This window comes from Nocardiopsis synnemataformans (genome assembly GCF_965343085.1).
GTDB classification, from domain to species: domain Bacteria; phylum Actinomycetota; class Actinomycetes; order Streptosporangiales; family Streptosporangiaceae; genus Nocardiopsis; species Nocardiopsis alborubida.
The window spans coordinates 16,755-33,983 of record NZ_CBDRFA010000005.1 but is presented as its reverse complement, the minus strand read 5'-3'; the positions used below and the strand labels follow the sequence as shown (position 1 = coordinate 33,983).

Here is a 17,229-nt window from a genome sequence, read left to right as displayed (position 1 = left end):
TGGAAGACGTTTTGCTGGTGGTGCTGGCCGCTTGAAGAGTATTTCCGCAGGTAGGTGAGTTGGACATCGAAGAGGCGTGAGCTTACCGACAGTTTTTCTCCGACGGGTCGTCCGAAACCACTTGTGCGCAGGCCAGACGAACGGCTACCTTCATGTCTGTCACGGAGAGTGACAGAAAAATCACTCCAGGGAGTCCTCTGTGGTGCGTGGATTGCTGCTGTTCCTGTCGAGCGCGATGCTTCTCACCGGGTGTACAGCCAAAGCGGACGAGGCAGTCGAACCAGTCGTTCAATCCTCAACCATTCCGGCGGAAACGGAAGCTCCGGCGAAGTCTCCGGAAGAAGAGGCCGTCGACACCTATCTGCGGTTCTGGGACGCGATCGTTCTCGCTTCCGCTGAAAAGGACCCGAACCACCCGGACCTGGAGAAGTACGCCGTCGACCAGGCGCTCGAACTGGCGCAGCGGGGCGTCCGGGGAGTGGCCGAAGCCGGTTACGGCATGGAAGGCGAACCGGTCCTCTCCCCTGAGGTGGTTTCCGCCGAACCCGAGGGAGAACCGACCAGCATCGTCCTGAGGGACTGCAAGGGCGCCGGGGACTGGAAGGTCGTGGGGGAGGCCGAGCCCAGGACGGACAACGTGCGGGTGGACGCCCGTGTGAACCGCGACGTCTTCGACTGGTGGGTCGTCGAGATGCAGATCTGGGAGGCCGAGACATGCTGACCTCGGCCAACGCTCTCGTTCTCAGCGCTCTGGTGCCCCTGTCCGTGGGCATGGCGCCGACCGAACCCCTCCCGAAGGGGCCGGACTTCGAGGGCGACGTCGCCTGCCATGGAAGCAGTTGCTCCGCCTTCGCCGAATCCGAACAGCACGGTGGCGGATCGTCGGGCGGAGTGCCCCGACCCGACGGCGGCGGAACGGTCGTGCTCTCCGCCGAGGACCCGTGCGTGGAGATGGACCAGGCAGAGCCGGGCTGGACCTGCGTCGCCTCGACCAGATCCGGCCCAGGCGGCGGCGGGGGAACCGTCAGCCCGCGCGAGGCCGCCGAACAGGCACGGGCCTCCATGAGCCTGCCCTCGCCCACCCTGGCCTCCTCGCCCACCGAGGATTCAGTCGTGCACTTCCCAGTATGGCTGTGGGTGGACGGCGCCGACTGGGAACCGGTCAGCGCGACCGCTTCCGTCTCCGCGGGCTCGGTCACCGTGACCGCCGTACCGCAGCAGCTCCGCTGGGACATGGGAGACGGAACGGTGCTCTACTGCGACGGACCCGGGACCGCGTTCGACTCCGCGCACCACGACGCCGAGACGCCCTCGCCCGACTGCGGCCACGTCTACACCCGCACGTCCCGCAACCAGCCCGACAACCGCTTCCCGGTCACCGCCACGGTGTCCTGGACGGTGGAGTGGACCACCAGCGCGGGCGACGGAGGCACCCTCGACCCGTTGACGACCAGCGCTTCCGACAACGTCCGCGTGCGCGAGGTCCACGCGCTGGTCACCGACGGCTGAACACACCAGGGACCTTCAACGCACAGGGACGGGAGCACAGGGCGTGAAAACGCTGACCAAACCCCACTCAGGCGACCGGAAGACCGGGAAACCCCGGCTGTCCGCCGTCCGCCGCCGCGGCTGGAAGCGGCCCTTCGCCGGGGTCGCCGCCATGCTTCTGGGCGGCATCGTCGCCGCCTGGGCCGCCACCCACGAGGAGGAGCCCGCGACGGTCCTGGTCGCCGTCAACGACGTGGAGGCCGGTGACGACCTCGACATCGCCGACCTGCGGGTCGTGCCCGCGCTCGGGGTGGAGGAGTTGGACCTGGTCACGGTTCCCGAGGCACTGCGCGGCCGGGCGGCGGCACCGATCTCGGCCGGAACCGTGCTCACCGGCCCGATGATCGCCGACACCTCCTCCTGGCCCGCGCCGGGACAGGCGGTGGTCGCGGTGGAGACCACTCCGGGGATGCTCCCGGATTCCGCGGGCAAGGGCGCGCTGCTGCTGGTGGTCGCCGAGGAGGGCGATCCCTTCCCCGCACGCCTGCACTCGCTGGGGGACGAGGAGGCCTCGGCGGACGCGCGGGTCGTGGAGCTGTTGGTGGTGGACGACGACGTGGCCGGGGTGGCCCGCACCGTGAATGAGCCGGGCACGCGCCTGGTGCTCATGGCCGAGCCGTAGGACGACAGAGCAAGGACGAAAGGGGGAGAGCATGATCATCGCGGTGTGTTCGTTCTCGGGAGCTCCGGGGGTCACCACCCTGGCGACCGCCCTGGCGGCGGTGTGGCCCACGGGCCCGCTCACCGTTCCGGTACTGGTGGAGGCCGACGCCAGCGGCGGCGACCTGGCCGTGTGGCACCAGCTCGCCGGCCGCCCGGGGCTGGTATCGCTCGCGGCGTCGGTCCGGTCCGCGCCCGACCCGAACCCGGACGGGGAGCAGGGGACGCGGCGCGCCCTGCTGGCGCACGCCGCCGAACTCCCCGGAGGGCTGCGGGCCCTGGCCGCGCCGACCACGGCGCACGAGGCCTCCGCCGTGGTGACCGCGCTCGCGCACCGGGCCCGAATCCTGCGGGGCGGGCTGACCGTCCTGGACCTGGGCCGGGTGGCCCCGGGGAGCGCGGGTGCGCACCTGCTCACCCTGTCCGACGCCGTGGTGCTGACCGTCGCGGGCGACGACGCAGCGCAGATCCACCGCGTCTCGCGCTGCCGCGACGTCCTGGAATCCTTGGCGGGCAAGGGCGCCGCGGTCGGTCTGGCGGTGCACGGCTCCCGTTTCTCCAGCGGCGAGATCACCGCCCAGACCGGCTGCCGGGTGTGGGCCCAGCTGCCGCACGACCCGACCGGCGCGGCGTTCCTGCGCGGAGAGGACTCCCGCCCGCGGGGACTGCGCGAGCGCGTGGCCGCCTGGTCGCACACCCGCCACAACCCCGACGGCGTCGAGTGGATGCCGCTGCTGGCCGCCGCCCGCGGCCTGGCCGAACGGGTCGACGACGTGGTGGACGCCGCCGCGACCCTGCGCCGCTTCGAGGAGGCGTTCGCCGCGTGAGCACCTCCGACACCTCCCGTGCGGCTGCCCCGAGCAGCCACCGCGTCGCACCGCACCTGGCCGAGATCGCCGACCGGCTGGCCGACCGCGTCACCGACACCCTGGTCCGTCAGGAAGCCGACGCCCCGGTACGGGACGGCCACCGGACCCAGCGTGAGCGCGCGGACGCGATGCTCGCGGCCCTGCTGGAGGAGTACGCCTGCCGCGCCCTCACCGGATCCGCCCGCGCCCTGACCGGACCCGAGGAGGAATGGGTCCGCGCCCGCACCCTGGCCCAGGTCTGCGGACTCGGCCCCCTCGAACTCCTGCTCGCCGAACCCGGCGTGCGCGACATCCACATCAACGGCACCCGGGTCTGGGTCGATCTCGGCGACGGCCGCCGCGAGGAACGCGCGCCCGTCACCTCCACCGACGAGGAACTCGTCGCCCTGGTCCGGCGCCTGGCGGGGCAGGCCCCCGGCGGAGAGCGGCGCTTCGACGCCTCCGCGCCCCTGCTGAGCATGGAGCTGACCGGCGGCGCCCGCCTCTCCGCCGTCATGGGCGTCTCCCGGCGCCCGGCCGTCACCATCCGCCGCCACCCCGAACGCGAACTCACCCTGGCCGATCTCACCGCCTCGGGCATGCTCACCCGCTCCGTGCGCGACCTGCTCACCGCGGCCGTGCGCGCCCGGCTCAACCTCGTCATCGGCGGCGCCACCGGCTCGGGCAAGACCACACTGCTGCGCGCCTTGGCCCGCCACATCCCGCCCGCCGAACGCGTCATCACCGTCGAGGACGCCTTCGAGCTCAGGCTGGACGCCGACGAGGACCTCAACTGCCTCGCCCTCCAGGGCAGGCCGCCCAACACCGAGGGCGCAGGGGAGATCACCCTGGCCGACCTGGTCCGCCACGCGCTGCGCATGTCGCCGGACCGGGTCATCGTCGGCGAGACCCGCGGGCAGGAGACCGTCGCGCTCCTGCACGCCATGACCATGGGCACCGACGGCTCCATGGCCACCGTGCACGCCTCCTCCTCGGCGCAGATCCTCACCAAGCTCGCCACCTACGCCAACCAGGCCAGCGAACGCCTGACCCTGGAGGAGAGCGGCGTCCTCATCTCCTCCGCCGTCCACCTGGCCGTGCACATCGACACCGACGAGCACGGCGGCGGACGTGTCAACAGCATTCGCGAGGTCGTCGGCGTCGACGGGCCCCGGGTGGTCACCAACGAGGTCTACGCCCGCGAACACGGCGGGTTCACCACCCCGCCGAGCCCGCAGTACACCCGCAAGCTCGTCCGCGTCGGCTTGGACCCGGCCAGCCTGTTCGAGGACGCGCGGTGACCACGGTCCTGGCCGCCAGTCTGGGCGGCGCCGCGGTCGGCCTGGGCCTGGTGCTGCTCTGGCCCGCGCTCAGTGCAGCCCCCGCAATCCTGCGCTCGCGGGTCAGCGTGCGCTGCGACACCGTGTTCAGGGCGGCCGCCGCTGCCGGCGCGGGCACGCTCGCCTGGGGCATCACCGGCTGGCCCGTCGCCGCCGCCCTGGCCGCCGCTGCCGCCTGGTGGCTGCCCACCGTTCTGGGACCCGACCGGGCCACCGCCGCAGAGATCGCCCGCATCGAGGCCGTCGCGGGCTGGACCGAACAGCTGCGCGACCTCATCACCGCCTCCTCCGGGCTCCGACAGGCCGTCTGGACCTCCTACGCCATCGCACCCGAGGCCATCCGCGGCGACGTGCAGGGCCTGGCCGCGGACCTGACCGCGGGCAACGACCTGGAGGACGCGCTCAGCGCCTTCGCCCACCGCGTCGACAACGAGACCGCCGACCTGGTGGCCGCCGCGCTGTCCATGGCAGCCCACCGGCACGCCGCCGACCTGGGCACCCTCCTGGGAAGCCTGGCCGAGGCAGCGCGCGACCGCGCGTCCATGCTCGTGCGCACCTCCACCTCCCGGGCGCGCACCCGTACCTCGGTCCGCATCATCACCGCAGCCTCCCTGGCCATGGTGGTCGGCATGGCCGCCCTCAACGGCCCCTACTTCGCCCCGCTCGGCTCGACCACCGGCCAACTCGTGCTCGCCCTGGTCGGAACCGTGTGGGCGGGGGCTCTGTGGTGGCTGACGCGCCTGTCCGACCCGCCGCGCACCGAACGCGTGCTGTCGGCCCACGAGCAGGAGGAGCGCATATGAGCGTGTTCGCGGCGGCCCTGGGCGGGGCCGCGGTGGGAGCCGGACTGTGGTGGACGGCGCGGGTGCTGAGCCGCCCCGGCCTGGCCGACCTCCTGCCGCCGCCGGACCTGGAACAGGACGGGATTCAGGGGCGGGAGGGGGAACGCGCATGGGGGCGGGTGGGGGAGAGAAAGAGGGCAGGGGGAGCCGGGGTCGTGGGCGCCGCCGCGAACATGGCGCGGGCCGGAGGGGGAGTGCTGGCCCGGTTCGGCTGGCCCGGGCCCCGAACCAGGCGCGACCTGGCCGTGTGCGGAATCGACACCGACCGCCACCGCGCCGAGATGACCGTGTCCGCGTTCGCCGGAGCCACCCTGTTCCTGTCCCTGCTGGCCACCGCCGCGCCGCCCGCATCGCCGGTGCCGCTTCCCGCCGCGCTGGGGCTCGGCACGTCCTTCTTGGGGTTGTGCCTGGTCGCACCCGCACTCGTGCTCCGCCGCAGGGCGGCCCAGAGCCGAGCCAGGCTGGGCGCGGTCACCTCGGTCATCGCCGATCTGGTCGGAGTCGCCCTGGCTGGAGGATCGGGGGTCACCGGAGCGCTCACCGCCGCCACCCGGCGCGGGAGCGGACCGGCCTTCGACCTGATCCGGCGCTGCCTGCACGAGGCGAACCTGCGCACCCGCCCGCCCTGGGACGCCCTGTCCGACCTCGCCGAGCGGACCGGCGTGCGCGAACTGGACGAACTCGCCTCCTCCATCCGCATCGCCGGAACCGACGGCGCCCGGGTACGCGCCTCGGTTCGCGCCAAGGCCGCCGCCCTGCGCACCCACCGCCTCGCAGCACTGGAAGCGCAGGCACACGAGGCCACCGAGCGGATGACCCTGCCGGTCATGCTGCTGGTGCTCGGCTTTCTGCTGCTCATGGGCTACCCCGCCGTCACGCACGTGACCAGCGGGTTCTGACCCGAGATCCGCCAGCTGTCCGCTGTCAGCGGGCACCCGTCACCAGCCACCGACCGTCAGCCACTCACCACCGGCCACCACCGGCTCACAGGCACCGGCCACCGAGAAAAGGGGCAACCACATGCGCCAGGCCCTGCGCCGCGCCCTCACCGCGCTCGTCCTCGGCAGGCGCCGTTCCGGCACCGCCGCGGATCGGGGATCGACCACCACCGAGTACGTGCTCATGCTCGTCGTCGCCATCGGTATCGCCACGGCGGTCGGCGGCATCCTCACCCCGAGGATCATCGAGAGCGCCCAGTCCGTCGACCTGGGCGTCACACCGTGAGGTGGGGGCCGAAGCGGGACAGCAAGGACAGCAGGGACGGTCGGGAAGACCGGGATCTCCGGGAGCGCAGAGGCGCTTGGGGCGGCCGGGACGACAGAGGCGGTGCGGACACCCTGTTCGTCATCCCGCTGATGTTCGTGATGCTGCTGGGCATCCTGCAGTACGGGCTTTGGGCACACGCCCACCACCGGGCCCAGGCCGTGGCCACCGAGGCGCTCGCGGCAGCGAGGGCCTTCGGCAGCAACGCCGGAGAGGGACGAACGCGGGGACACGCCTTGGCCCAGGACCTGGGCGGCACCATCCTGCGGGACGTCCGCGTCCGGGTGGAGCGGGGTGATGCCACCACCCGCACCAGGGTCGACGGCACCGCGATCAGCCTGGTCCCCGGATGGAACCCGTCCGTCAGCACGACCCTGTCCGGGCCCACGGAGCACGTCGACGGAGCGTCCCGGTGACAGCGCCTCGTGAGCGGGTTCGGGACCGGAACCCGAGGCGGGAGCAGGACCGGGACCGGGGGAGTGCGTCGGTCGAACTGGTCCTCATCGTCCCCGTCGTGCTGGTCTTTCTCCTGCTGCTCGCCCTGACCGGCCGCAACTACACTGCGGCGCTGGCAGCCGATGCCCTCGCCCACGCCGCCGCGCGCTCCGCCTCCCTGCACACCGACCGAAACGAGGCCCGAAACGCCGCTGAGCAGGCCGTCACCGAGAGCGTGGGCGACTGGGGACGCGCCTGCCAGGAACCCGCAGTGCGGTTGCGTCCGAGCACGGAAGGAAACCTGCGCGCGATGCGGGCCGAGGTCGTCTGCACCGTGCACCGCGACGACCTGCGAGTGCTGGAGGTCAGCGAGCGGCGCACCGTCACCGGGTCGGCCGTCTCCGTCCTGGACGTCCACCGAGAGCAGGAGCCCTGATGGGCGGAGGCAGCCCGAGCGCGTTCGTCGTCGCCATCGCCGCGACCCTCCTGGCCTGCCTCGGCCTGGTCCACGACGGCGCCCAGATGCTGCGCGTCAAGACCCAGACCACGACCCTCGCCCACGAGGCGGCTCGGGCTGGAGTCCAGCACCTGGACGCGGACCTGCTGCGCACGGGCACCCTCGCCCTTGACCAGAACGAGGCGCGCAGAGCGGCCAGGGACCACGCCCGGCTCGCGGGTGCGGGTGCGAACGCGCAGGCAGGCACGAACACGGCCGCGGACGTGGACGTGGTTGTCAGCGCTGACGAGGTCACGGTCACCGTCACGACCACCTACCGCCCGACCGTGCTCGTGGTGCTCGGAGAGGTCGAGATCGCCTCCCGTGCCACCGCGACCGCGCACACCCCGCCCCCGTGAGACGCCGAGGGACAACACTGGAAGAGGGGACGACATGCACCACTCGGTTCGCAAGGTTCTGGCCTGCGCGGCCACACTCATCCTGCTGGTCGCACCGCCCGTTCTGCTCCAGCGCTGGCAGTGGCCCGCGGAGCTGGACGGGATGTCCTGGGACCACCTGTGGCTGACGCTGGTCAGCGCGACGCCGCCGACCGTGGTCCTCCAGGCACTGACACTCGTGCTGCTCTGGGCGTTGTGGGGCACCTTTGCCGGGCTGGTGGTTCTGGACGCGGTGGCGCTCCTGGGCGGGCAGATGCCGAGGATCGGACTGCTGCGCCTGGCGGTGACCGGGGTCGCGGGAACCTCCGTGGCCGTGTCCGCACCCGCCGTCGCCTCGGTGGCCCCGGCTGACAGTGCGCTGACAACGGGCGTACAGGACGCACGCGGCGAGGAACCGGCACACGTGCTGGAGCGCACCCGGATGCTGGCGGGCTTCGGGACCGACTCCGCCGAGCTCACGCCCACCATGACGGAGGAACTGCTGCCCACCGTCGAACTCCTCCAGCTCTTCGGAGACCCGGGGGAGGCGGTCACCGTCACCGGGCACACCGACACGAACGGTCCCGACGAGTACAACCGGGCTCTGTCCGAACGCCGGGCCGAGTCCGTCGCCGCCTTCCTGACCGAACAGCTGGGGGAGGGGTGGACCATCACGACCGAGGGCGCGGGTTCCGAGCAGCCGCGCAACCATCCGGACCTGGGTCAGGCCGCTGACCGGCGCGCGGAGATCGCGTACACGCTGACCACCCAGCCTCGTACGGCTGCTGACAGCTTGGCGGAGCAGAGCGAACCGGAGCCGAGCCCGCCCCCGGGGCGAGAGCAGGAGAGGAACCGCGAGAGCAGGGATCGCGAGAACGAAGCGGTGAACGACCTGGCTGACAGCGCCCCCACGTCCGGTGGAGGAGAGGACGAAGGGTTCTCCGGTACGAGCATGCTCGTCGGAGCCGCTGCGGGTGCGGTCGCCGGAGCGGTCGGCGGACGGCTCACCGCACCTCGACGCCGTGAGGTCCGTCGGGGCGCGGTTGGTCCGCTGGTGGGTGGGGAGCCAGCCGCACCCGAGCCCGAGGAGGTCTCCGGCGTCGAGGTACTTCGGAGCGCCGGTACGGAACTGGTTTCGGCAGGGGGATATCTGAGGGTCGCTGACACTCTGGTTGTCAGTGCACGTGACGGGCTCAGCGTGACCGGAATCCATGGGGTGGGAGTGTGCGCCTCTGTCATCGGCCGCGCCCTGGCGGACGAGTACACCACGGTCATCACCACCCAGGGCGTCTTGGCGAGGGCGGGAGCGCCGGAAGGAGCGGACGTTCCCGGCTTGGTGGTGTGCCCCGACACCGCGTCAGCGATCACCGAGACCGAGCTGGCCTACATCAGCGCCGTGCGCCTGGAGGACGAGGAGGAAGCCGCTGGCTCTCCCTCGTGGACGCTGCTCGTGGTGGAGTCCCCTGAGGAGGGGCTGGTCGGTGACCGGCTGGACATGGTGACCAGGGGATCGACCGACAACGGCACCGTTGTCCTGGTTCTGGGGGAAGGATGGTCCTCGCCCACGGTCCGCTGCGACGCCTTCGACACGGTGGAGGTCACCGACGCGGACGGGGCCGTGACCACCGTGTACGACGGTCTTCGTCTGTTCCATATGGACGCTCCTGCTTTTTCGGCGTGTCTCGACACTGACGTCGAGGAGCTGTCGGCAGCTGAGGAGGAGGAAGAGGAGGACGCTTCCTGTTCCCCGGCCGTGGAGGGACCTGAGCTGTTCGAGGAGGGGGAGGAGTTGGTGAAGCCGCGGCTGCGGCTGTGCCTGTTCGGACCTCAACCCAGGATCGTGCTGAGTGACGCTGACATCGGGGCGCGCATGCGTGGTTCCACGCGTCGTATGCTCGCCCTCCTTGCCCTCTATCCGGATGGGATGGGCACTGAGGCGCTCACCGACGCGTTGTTCCCTGACTCGATCGAGAGCAAGGCCCGGGCTCTACGCAACACCGCGTCCAGCGACGCGCGCCGCATGGTCCGCGAGGCGTTGGGGGATGGTGAGGCCGAGATCCTGGAGGTTACCTCGGGCAGGTATCGGATCCGTCGCGAAGCCGTTGACGTGGACGTGTGGTGCTTCGACGCTGCGCTCAAGGCCGCGAGTGCGACCCGGGACACTGGTCAACGTCTGACTCACCTCCGGATCGCGGCTGCGGAGTACACGCACGAGCTGCTGTCCGAAGTGGAGCTTCCGTGGATCGAGGAGAAGCGCCAGGCCTACCGTCGGGCTGCTGCCGACTGCTTCGTCAGCCTCGCCAAGGCCACTGAGGAGCCCGAGCAGGGGCTGGTCTGGTTGGAGCGGGCGAGGGAGTCCGATGACCTGAACGAGGCCGTCTACCAGGAGATCATGCGGACCCAGGCGGCTTTGGGGCGGTTGGACGCGGTCGAGCGTGTCCACCAGGAGCTCAGCGAGCGGCTCAAGGCCATGCGTGCTCGTCCCAGTGTCACCACGAGCAAGCTCTTCCATGAGCTACTCAGCCACTGAGGTCTCGTTAGTTGAGGCGCTGGCCGAACTGGGAGCCGACTGTGTGAGTATGGACGCGGGACGGGCGTCGGAAGGGCGTTGAGCACGCTCCTCGCATAGATTGCGAGGAGATAACGGCTTGTATTTCCGCAGGTCGTTAAGCGTGAGCCCCACGCACGTGGGGATGGACCGGCCTCGGCCTGCTGCCGGGATGCGCTGCCAAAGTGAGCCCCACGCACGTGGGGATGGACCGCCGGGGCCTTCTTAGGTTCGGCCTCCGTGAATGTGAGCCCCACGCACGTGGGGATGGACCGAAGATCGGTCGGATGAACCGCTTCCGGACCTTGTGAGCCCCACGCACGTGGGGATGGACCGTTGGGACACCGGCCCCTCTTGTTTTCCGTAGCGTGAGCCCCACGCACGTGGGGATGGACCGGTCAGACAAATGTACTCCTTTTCGTACTCGTCGTGAGCCCCACGCACGTGGGGATGGACCGGCCGCCCGCACCAAGCCCACCAGCAAGCCCACGTGAGCCCCACGCACGTGGGGATGGACCGCTCGGCCAGGTACGCGGACAGCTTGTCGTCGGGTGATCCCCACGCACGTGGGGATGGACCGCCGTTGGAGGATCTAGCGGAGATGTTGGACCGGTGAGCCCCACGCACGTGGGGATGGACCGTGCCTGACTTTCCGGGGGTCGATCGCGTGAGCGTGAGCCCCAGGCACGTGGGGATGGACCGCCCGCGGCCAGCGGATACGCCGTGATGTCGCTGTGAGCCCCACGCACGTGGGGATGGACCGCGCCATGACGACGCCGGGCTCGGCGGGTGGCAGTGAGCCCCACGCACGTGGGGATGGACCGTCCTCCAGGACCACCAGCCGGTCACTCCCGGAGTGAGCCCCACGCACGTGGGGATGGACCGCCGCCCGCGTGGAGGCCGACCGCGACCGCCGGTGAGCCCCACGCACGTGGGGATGGACCGCAGCCCAGGCCGCGCGCCGTGGTGGTGCCCTTGTGAGCCCCACGCACGTGGGGATGGACCGCGCGCGCCCTTCGCCAGCGACATGATGCGCTGGTGAGCCCCACGCACGTGGGGATGGACCGTACGCCCGCACCACCGGCCGGGACCCGATCAAGTGAGCCCCACGCACGTGGGGATGGACCGCCGCGGATACCGCGGAGGCGCGACCGGCGCGGGTGAGCCCCACGCACGTGGGGATGGACCGGTCCACACCGCCCCCCGCCAGGACAACCCCAAGTGAGCCCCACGCACGTGGGGATGGACCGTGCGCCTCGGCCTCAGCGACGGTCATCGGGGCGTGAGCCCCACGCACGTGGGGATGGGCCTATGCCGTGTCGACCGCGGACTCGGCTGAGGAGATGTCCTCGCGCAGCTTCTATGCCCTCTCGTGGTCGCGGGAGTTCGCCGTCACCCACCGGTCGAACTCCTCCACCTCCTTGGGTTATGAGAACCTCAACCCCGCTACGCGCCACCCCGTCAAGAAACTCACCCAAGGCGAACTGACGGGAGAAGAAGGCCTGCAACCAGCTTGTCGGTGGCGTGCACGGTAGCGCTGGACGGACCAACTCCTTGTTCAAGGCCGCCTTCAAGGCGCTGCGCCTGGTGAATCTGCCTCCGACACATCGGGGGTTATCGCCTCGGCTGTCCTGGCCCTGTTCCGGTCCTGACGCGGCCTTACCGCATGCCCAGTCCTTACTCAGGGTTGTCAACCGTTAACGGGAAAAGATCCAAAGCACAGGGGGCATGACATTTGTCATGCCCCCTGTATTCAGTCGTGCACGATTCAACTATTTTCATATTGTCCGATCGGTACTCGGTACCTATATTTGTTTCGCCCCCTTCTTCGGCTTGATTATTGAGGGCCTTCCCCCATTTTCCCCTGAAAGGCAAACAGTGAAGAAGAGATTCATCGCAGCTCTGACGGCCGCTGCGGTCACCTTGTCCACTCCGGGCGTGTCAAGCGCCCAGGAAACGGTGGTTCCGTCGGAGTCGGCGAGTTCTCCCGAGGCGGTCATCAGCGCGGCGTTCTTCGGCACCGGACCGCTTGCCGAAGGCGTTCTGCGTGTTGTGCTTCCGGAGGAGGTCAGCCAGGAGGAGTACGACACCATGGTCGAGGAGGCCGTGGACCTGATGACTGAGACCGACCCCGAAGCGGTCGAGGACATCACCGAAGGCCTGACGAGTGGTTCCCCTCTCAAGGTCGAGCAGGCCCTGGAGGACGGCACCGACCTCATGGTGGAGATCGCTGGGGACGACGGTCAGGTTACTCCGGACTCCCCCTGTGGTTTCGCTGCGGTCTGCGTCGCGGTCGCGGCCGCCGTGGCTCTGTCCGTCGTCGTGGCACAGAACAGTGCTGTCGCCACCACCGCCGCCGCGGTGAGCCAGGCCATCTGGCTGCACATCGGCGCGGGGACCTCCGTGCCGCTTGAGCACGAGCAGGCGATCGCCGAACTCACGAGGCAGCTCGCGGCGTGAGTCCCCACCTGGTAGGACGGTCCCGTCCGGGCGGCGATTCCGCCGCCCGGACGGGCGCCATGGACAGAGCGCGCCGCCAGTACCTGCTGGGCATCGTCGTGACGGGGTTCGTCGTTCTCACCGTCTTCCTCGTCTTCGCCCCCTCCCAAGCGCTGTTGAACAGAAGTCAGAGCCAGGGTCTGGATGTGCTGGGCGAGTTCGCGCCACAGGGATGGGCGTTCTTCACGAAGGATCCGCGTGAGCCGTACGTCTCGCTTTACCAACGACACGGACAAGGGTGGGAGCAGACTAACTCCACCACCGTGGCGGGGGGTGAGCATCTTTTCGGGCTCGACCGGAGCGCTCGTACGGAGAGCTACGAGATTGGCGTCATCACCGGTGCGATCGCTGAGGAGGAGTGGACGGCGTGTGATGAGGAACTGATCGCCCGTTGTCTGCCGGAGTCCCCGGAATCGGGCGTATCGGTTGATTCCTATGGCGAGGACCTCAGGTTCTGCGGTGTCCTTGCCGTCACCAGACAGGAACCGGTGCCGTGGGCCTGGGCCGATCTGGTGGAGCAGATGCCGGGTGACTACGCGGTCGTGGACGTGGAGTGTCGCGATTTTGAGAGAGGCCAGTCCCTGTGATGTCAGTCAGTGAGCGGTCGAGTCCGATCGCGGCTTGGCTGGACCGCCGGGTGGAAAACGCCCTGCGCTTCTCCGCTCATAATCCGTACGTCGGACTGGCCAGGAGCCTTATCGCGCTGGGGACCCTGTGTTCTCTGGTCGCCACACCTGTGGAACACCTGTTCTATGCGAGTGAAGCCAGGCCCGAGGGACGGGTCTGTGCGGGGGCCGCGGACACCATCGGAGCCTTCTGCGTCGTTCCCTACGAGTACCTGGACCTCGTCCGCTGGGGCGCGGCCCTGGTGCTCGCCCTGGTCGTCATCGGCCTCGCACCACGTCTGACCGCGGTCCCCCACTGGTGGATCTCCTTCTCCTTCTACTCGTCCAGCAACGTGATGGAGGGCGGGGACCAGGTCGCCGCGGTACTCACCCTTCTCCTGCTGCCTGTCTGCCTGACCGACCCCAGGCGTTGGCACTGGCAGCAGGCACCGGAGCCGTCTGGTACGTCAACGGGCGTTCGCGTCCTCAACGCGCTGACCCTGGCCCTCGTCTGGATCCAGGTGTGTTTCATCTACTTCCACGCCAGTATCGGGAAACTGGTGGTCCCTGCCTGGAGGGACGGCACATCATTCTGGTACTGGGCGCTGTACTCGCCCTTCGGAGTTCCGGACCACCTGAAGTGGTTGTTGGAACCGTTACTGGCCATCGGCCCGGTGCTCGTGGCAGTGACTTGGGGAACTCTGCTGGTCGAGTTCCTGATCGCCTGCTGTCTGTTCGCTGGTCACAGGCTGCGTTACGTGGCTCTGGGGGCGGGTGTCACCCTGCACGGACTGATCGCCTTGGCTGTCGGGCTTCCGGGCTTCTCCCTCATCATGTTCGGAGCGCTGGTCCTCTACACGGTGCGCCCCGGCGATACGTTGCCCCGCTGGGTATCCGACCGGATCTCCAGGACGCGGGGTCCGGAGAAAGGGGAAACCTCCTCAGAGGCGGAGAACCGCGAGTACACGGTCACTTCAGAAGGGAAAGTCAACACGTGAATCTCAGGAACCTTCCCGGGACGCCCGGAGAACTCGTTCCGGTCGCTGTCGAGCGGATGGAGGGGGGTGCGCTGGTGTGGACCTCCATCGTGGTCCTCGCTACTGCGGCCCTGCTCCTCGCCGCAGCCTACGCCGGCGCCAAGGGCAAGTTGCGGCCCAATCCCTATCTCGGTATCCGGACCGCCCTCACCGCGGGCAGCGACGAGGCCTGGTACGAGGTCCACCGCAGATCCGCTCCCTGGTTGGCGGCCTCTGGAATCGCCATGGCCGTCGGTGGGGTAGCTCTCTTCCTGATCGAGGACGGGGAGTTGCAGGTGGGAGCGTTGCTCGTGGCCACCGCCGTGTGCCTGACAACGGTCGTCGCGGGTGCGCTCACGAGCTCCTGGGCCGTGCGCGACCGCATGGCCCGGCGAGATCGCGCCTCAGGCGAGAACTCCTCCGAAGAGGAAGGAGAGTGATGCCGACCGGAGCGGATCGATTTCCCCGGCTGGCTGCGCCCGTGTCAGCGAAACTCTCTCCGGATCTCACCGGAACAGGCGGACGGCCGCGGTGAACGAATTCCAGGACGTGAGCCGTGCCCCCGCAGCGGGCCTGTTCCTGTACGACCGGGACTGCGGTTTCTGCCAGCGCTCAGTGGATTTCGCCAGATACCGCGTGCGCAGTGAGGTGACCTTCACTCCGTGGCAGGACTTCGATCTGGCCAGCGCCGGACTCACCCCTGCCGAGGCCAACGCCCAGGCATGGCTGCTCCTGCCCGACGGTCCGGCCCGTGCGGGCGGTGACGCGATCACCGAGGTGCTCCGTCGTGGGCGTCGCTGGGCTCGCTGCCTGGGCTCCCTCATGCGGCTGCCTGGGGTTCGGAGGCTGAACCGAGCCATCTACCGCTTGGTCGCGTCCCACCGCCACCGGTTGCCGGGAGGCACCTCCTCCTGTGCGCTTCCCCGCCCTGGCGCCTGATCCCCGCCCCACCCGTGCGGCTTCCAGCCGTGGGTGGGGCGCAGCCCGCCTTTCTCCAGGATGCCGCCGGACGTGTGTCACCACGAAGACGGCGACCGGCCCCACCCGCACAGACGGACATGACGGCTGTCACCCGGGCGAGGATGACCAGGACGTGACGGCCGTGACTGTCGCGCGATCCGTACCGTCGAGGAGCATCGGAGCATGCCAGCCCCGAAACAGCCACAGGCAGCCTCCGAACCTCACGTATCACCTCGGCGCTCACTGGCTCCGGCCGTTCCCCGCCGGATGCTGCTCATCGCACTGGCCGTTGGTATGGCGGTGACCCTGGCCTGTCATCTGCTCCTTCCGTACGCGCCCCACCGTTCTGAGACGGGCGGGGAGTTCGTCGGAGCCTCCGGACTGGTCGCCGACGTCGAGACCGCGCTCGGCCCAGTCCAGGTCCAAGGCCTGGCGGTCGCCCGCTTCGACAACCATGCCCCGGACGAGGTCGAGTGGGTGACGGCCGGTACCGCTGACGGCACCGTACCCGTCAGCACGGACACACCCTTCGAAACGGCCTCCGTCTTCAAGGTCTTCACGGCGATGCTGCTGGCCGACATGGTGGAACGCGGTGAGACCTCTTTGGACCGGACCTTGGGCGAGGTTTTTCCCGACACGGCCTTCGCAGATCCCGAAATCGCCACTGTCACCCTTCAAGAGCTGGCCACACACCACTCTGGGATACCGACAGAGGCCGAAGTGGGGGTGCTCGGGGCCCTCAGTTCACTGGTGCGCGGTGACAAGTACGGGGACGCCACCGCGCCGCTGGAGTTCGCGGCCACCACCGTCTCGTGGAACCGGGGGCGCTACCAGTACAGCAACGCCGGATACGCTCTCCTCGGCGATGCCCTCGCGAAGGAGGTCGGAAGCACCTTTCCCGAGCTGGTCCGTGAGCGGCTCTTCTCACCTCTGGGGTTGGGCGGGACAGCGATCCTTCCGGAGGGCACGCCCGAGGGCGGTGCCGGGCCGCACATCGAGGCGGGCGCCCGGGTTCAGGACTGGCACAACTCCGACTACGCGGCCGCGGGGATCACCACCTGGAGCACTCCAGAGGACCTGGTCTCCCTCATGGCCGCGATCGCGAGGGGGGACGCCCCCGGCATGGGTGCCCTGGAGACCGTGCACGAGGAGGTCGACCCCGTGGTCCCCGCAGCGGGGAACGGGAGCACCCCGCTCGGCATGGGGCTGGGCTGGCACCTGACCGATGTTCCCGACGTCGGCGAAGTGACATGGCACAGCGGCGGCACGTTGGGCTCCCGCACGATGATCGCTACGGACGGGAGCCGTTCTGTCGTCGTCATGGCCAACTCCTTCGGAGTGGAGGCGCCCGCCCTGGCCCTCACACTCTTGAGGGACGCCCCGCAGCCGATCCCCACAGTGTCCTCATCCCTGGTGGTCCTGGCGCAGAGCCTCCTCATCGCGCTCCTGCCTCCGACCTTGCTCTGCGGCCTGATGCTCCGGAGGCGCACACTCCTCACCCAGCGTCCCCTCGACCGGTTGCGGATCGTCTCACTGACCCTCGGCGCGTTCGCCTGGGTCGCTGTCGCGCTGAGACTGGGCGGATGGGTGGACACGCCAGAAGTGGTCTGGGCGCTGGGCGCGGGCATCGCCGCCGCGGGTGCCGTACTGGGCGTCTGGCACTGGCGCGCGGCCCCGACCGAGGCGGGGAAGTGGCGTTGGCTGCACGTCCCCGTGTTCACACTGTCGGTCATGCTGTCCTCAGTGGTGCTGGCCGGGGCGCTCTGGGGAACACTGACGGTCTGGTAGCCGT

At 69.7% G+C, this 17,229-nt stretch carries 18 protein-coding genes and 1 CRISPR repeat array; all 18 genes read left to right on the top strand.

Features of this window, described 5'->3' with window-relative positions:
• Positions 1–202 precede the first annotated feature (202 nt).
• The 18 genes from ACSIH6_RS03760 (at position 203) to ACSIH6_RS03675 (ending at position 17,225) form a co-directional block, all read left to right on the top strand.
• A complete protein-coding gene (locus ACSIH6_RS03760; RefSeq protein ID WP_435106606.1) occupies positions 203–721 on the top strand; it encodes a hypothetical protein in 519 nt (172 codons plus the stop codon).
• On the top strand, positions 715–1,509 hold the full coding sequence (locus ACSIH6_RS03755) for a hypothetical protein (protein ID WP_435106604.1): 795 nt from the start codon (positions 715–717) through the stop codon (positions 1,507–1,509). The genes ACSIH6_RS03760 and ACSIH6_RS03755 overlap by 7 nt, the downstream gene beginning before the upstream one ends.
• Before the next feature lie 43 nt (positions 1,510–1,552).
• Complete coding sequence (locus ACSIH6_RS03750; protein ID WP_435106602.1) at positions 1,553–2,170, top strand: SAF domain-containing protein; 618 nt, start codon at positions 1,553–1,555, stop codon at positions 2,168–2,170.
• Positions 2,171–2,201: 31 nt separating this feature from the next.
• Entirely contained in the window at positions 2,202–3,035 is an 834-nt protein-coding gene (locus ACSIH6_RS03745) for a CpaE/TadZ family protein (RefSeq protein WP_435106600.1), read from the top strand.
• Positions 3,032–4,357, top strand: coding sequence for a TadA family conjugal transfer-associated ATPase (locus ACSIH6_RS03740; RefSeq protein WP_435106598.1), 1,326 nt, complete (start codon positions 3,032–3,034; stop codon positions 4,355–4,357). The genes ACSIH6_RS03745 and ACSIH6_RS03740 overlap by 4 nt, the downstream gene beginning before the upstream one ends.
• A complete protein-coding gene (locus ACSIH6_RS03735) occupies positions 4,354–5,199 on the top strand; it encodes a type II secretion system F family protein (protein ID WP_435106596.1) in 846 nt (281 codons plus the stop codon). The genes ACSIH6_RS03740 and ACSIH6_RS03735 overlap by 4 nt, the downstream gene beginning before the upstream one ends.
• A complete protein-coding gene (locus tag ACSIH6_RS03730; RefSeq protein WP_435106594.1) occupies positions 5,196–6,137 on the top strand; it encodes a type II secretion system F family protein in 942 nt (313 codons plus the stop codon). The genes ACSIH6_RS03735 and ACSIH6_RS03730 overlap by 4 nt, the downstream gene beginning before the upstream one ends.
• A gap of 121 nt (positions 6,138–6,258) precedes the next feature.
• A complete protein-coding gene (locus tag ACSIH6_RS03725) occupies positions 6,259–6,462 on the top strand; it encodes a hypothetical protein (RefSeq protein ID WP_435106592.1) in 204 nt (67 codons plus the stop codon).
• Between the two features lie 113 nt (positions 6,463–6,575).
• Positions 6,576–6,917 carry a TadE family protein gene (locus tag ACSIH6_RS03720; protein ID WP_435106845.1) on the top strand — a complete coding sequence of 114 codons (342 nt, stop codon included), beginning with the start codon at positions 6,576–6,578 and terminating at the stop codon, positions 6,915–6,917.
• Entirely contained in the window at positions 6,914–7,372 is a 459-nt protein-coding gene (locus tag ACSIH6_RS03715; RefSeq protein ID WP_435106590.1) for a TadE/TadG family type IV pilus assembly protein, read from the top strand. Before ACSIH6_RS03720 ends, ACSIH6_RS03715 begins: the two co-directional genes overlap by 4 nt.
• The gene (locus ACSIH6_RS03710) at positions 7,372–7,791 is read left to right on the top strand and encodes a hypothetical protein (protein WP_435106588.1); all 420 of its coding nucleotides are present in this window, start codon (positions 7,372–7,374) and stop codon (positions 7,789–7,791) included. The genes ACSIH6_RS03715 and ACSIH6_RS03710 overlap by 1 nt, the downstream gene beginning before the upstream one ends.
• 34 nt (positions 7,792–7,825) lie before the next feature.
• Positions 7,826–10,339, top strand: a complete 2,514-nt coding sequence (locus ACSIH6_RS03705) for an OmpA family protein (protein WP_435106587.1) — start codon at positions 7,826–7,828, stop codon at positions 10,337–10,339.
• 142 nt (positions 10,340–10,481) lie between these two features.
• Positions 10,482–11,668: direct repeats of the CRISPR family, unit length 29 nt; unit sequence GTGAGCCCCACGCACGTGGGGATGGACCG.
• A 627-nt stretch (positions 11,669–12,295) separates the two neighbouring features.
• Positions 12,296–12,817, top strand: a complete 522-nt coding sequence (locus ACSIH6_RS03700) for a sporulation delaying protein family toxin (RefSeq protein ID WP_435106585.1) — start codon at positions 12,296–12,298, stop codon at positions 12,815–12,817.
• 59 nt (positions 12,818–12,876) lie between these two features.
• Positions 12,877–13,443 carry an SdpA family antimicrobial peptide system protein gene (locus tag ACSIH6_RS03695; RefSeq protein ID WP_435106583.1) on the top strand — a complete coding sequence of 189 codons (567 nt, stop codon included), beginning with the start codon at positions 12,877–12,879 and terminating at the stop codon, positions 13,441–13,443.
• A complete protein-coding gene (locus tag ACSIH6_RS03690) occupies positions 13,443–14,459 on the top strand; it encodes a sporulation-delaying protein SdpB family protein (RefSeq protein ID WP_435106581.1) in 1,017 nt (338 codons plus the stop codon). Before ACSIH6_RS03695 ends, ACSIH6_RS03690 begins: the two co-directional genes overlap by 1 nt.
• The gene (locus ACSIH6_RS03685) at positions 14,456–14,917 is read left to right on the top strand and encodes an SdpI family protein (protein WP_435106579.1); all 462 of its coding nucleotides are present in this window, start codon (positions 14,456–14,458) and stop codon (positions 14,915–14,917) included. Before ACSIH6_RS03690 ends, ACSIH6_RS03685 begins: the two co-directional genes overlap by 4 nt.
• 91 nt (positions 14,918–15,008) lie before the next feature.
• On the top strand, positions 15,009–15,416 hold the full coding sequence (locus tag ACSIH6_RS03680) for a thiol-disulfide oxidoreductase DCC family protein (RefSeq protein WP_435106577.1): 408 nt from the start codon (positions 15,009–15,011) through the stop codon (positions 15,414–15,416).
• Between the two features lie 288 nt (positions 15,417–15,704).
• Positions 15,705–17,225, top strand: a complete 1,521-nt coding sequence (locus ACSIH6_RS03675; RefSeq protein WP_435106575.1) for a serine hydrolase domain-containing protein — start codon at positions 15,705–15,707, stop codon at positions 17,223–17,225.
• The last annotated feature ends 4 nt before the right edge of the window (positions 17,226–17,229 follow it).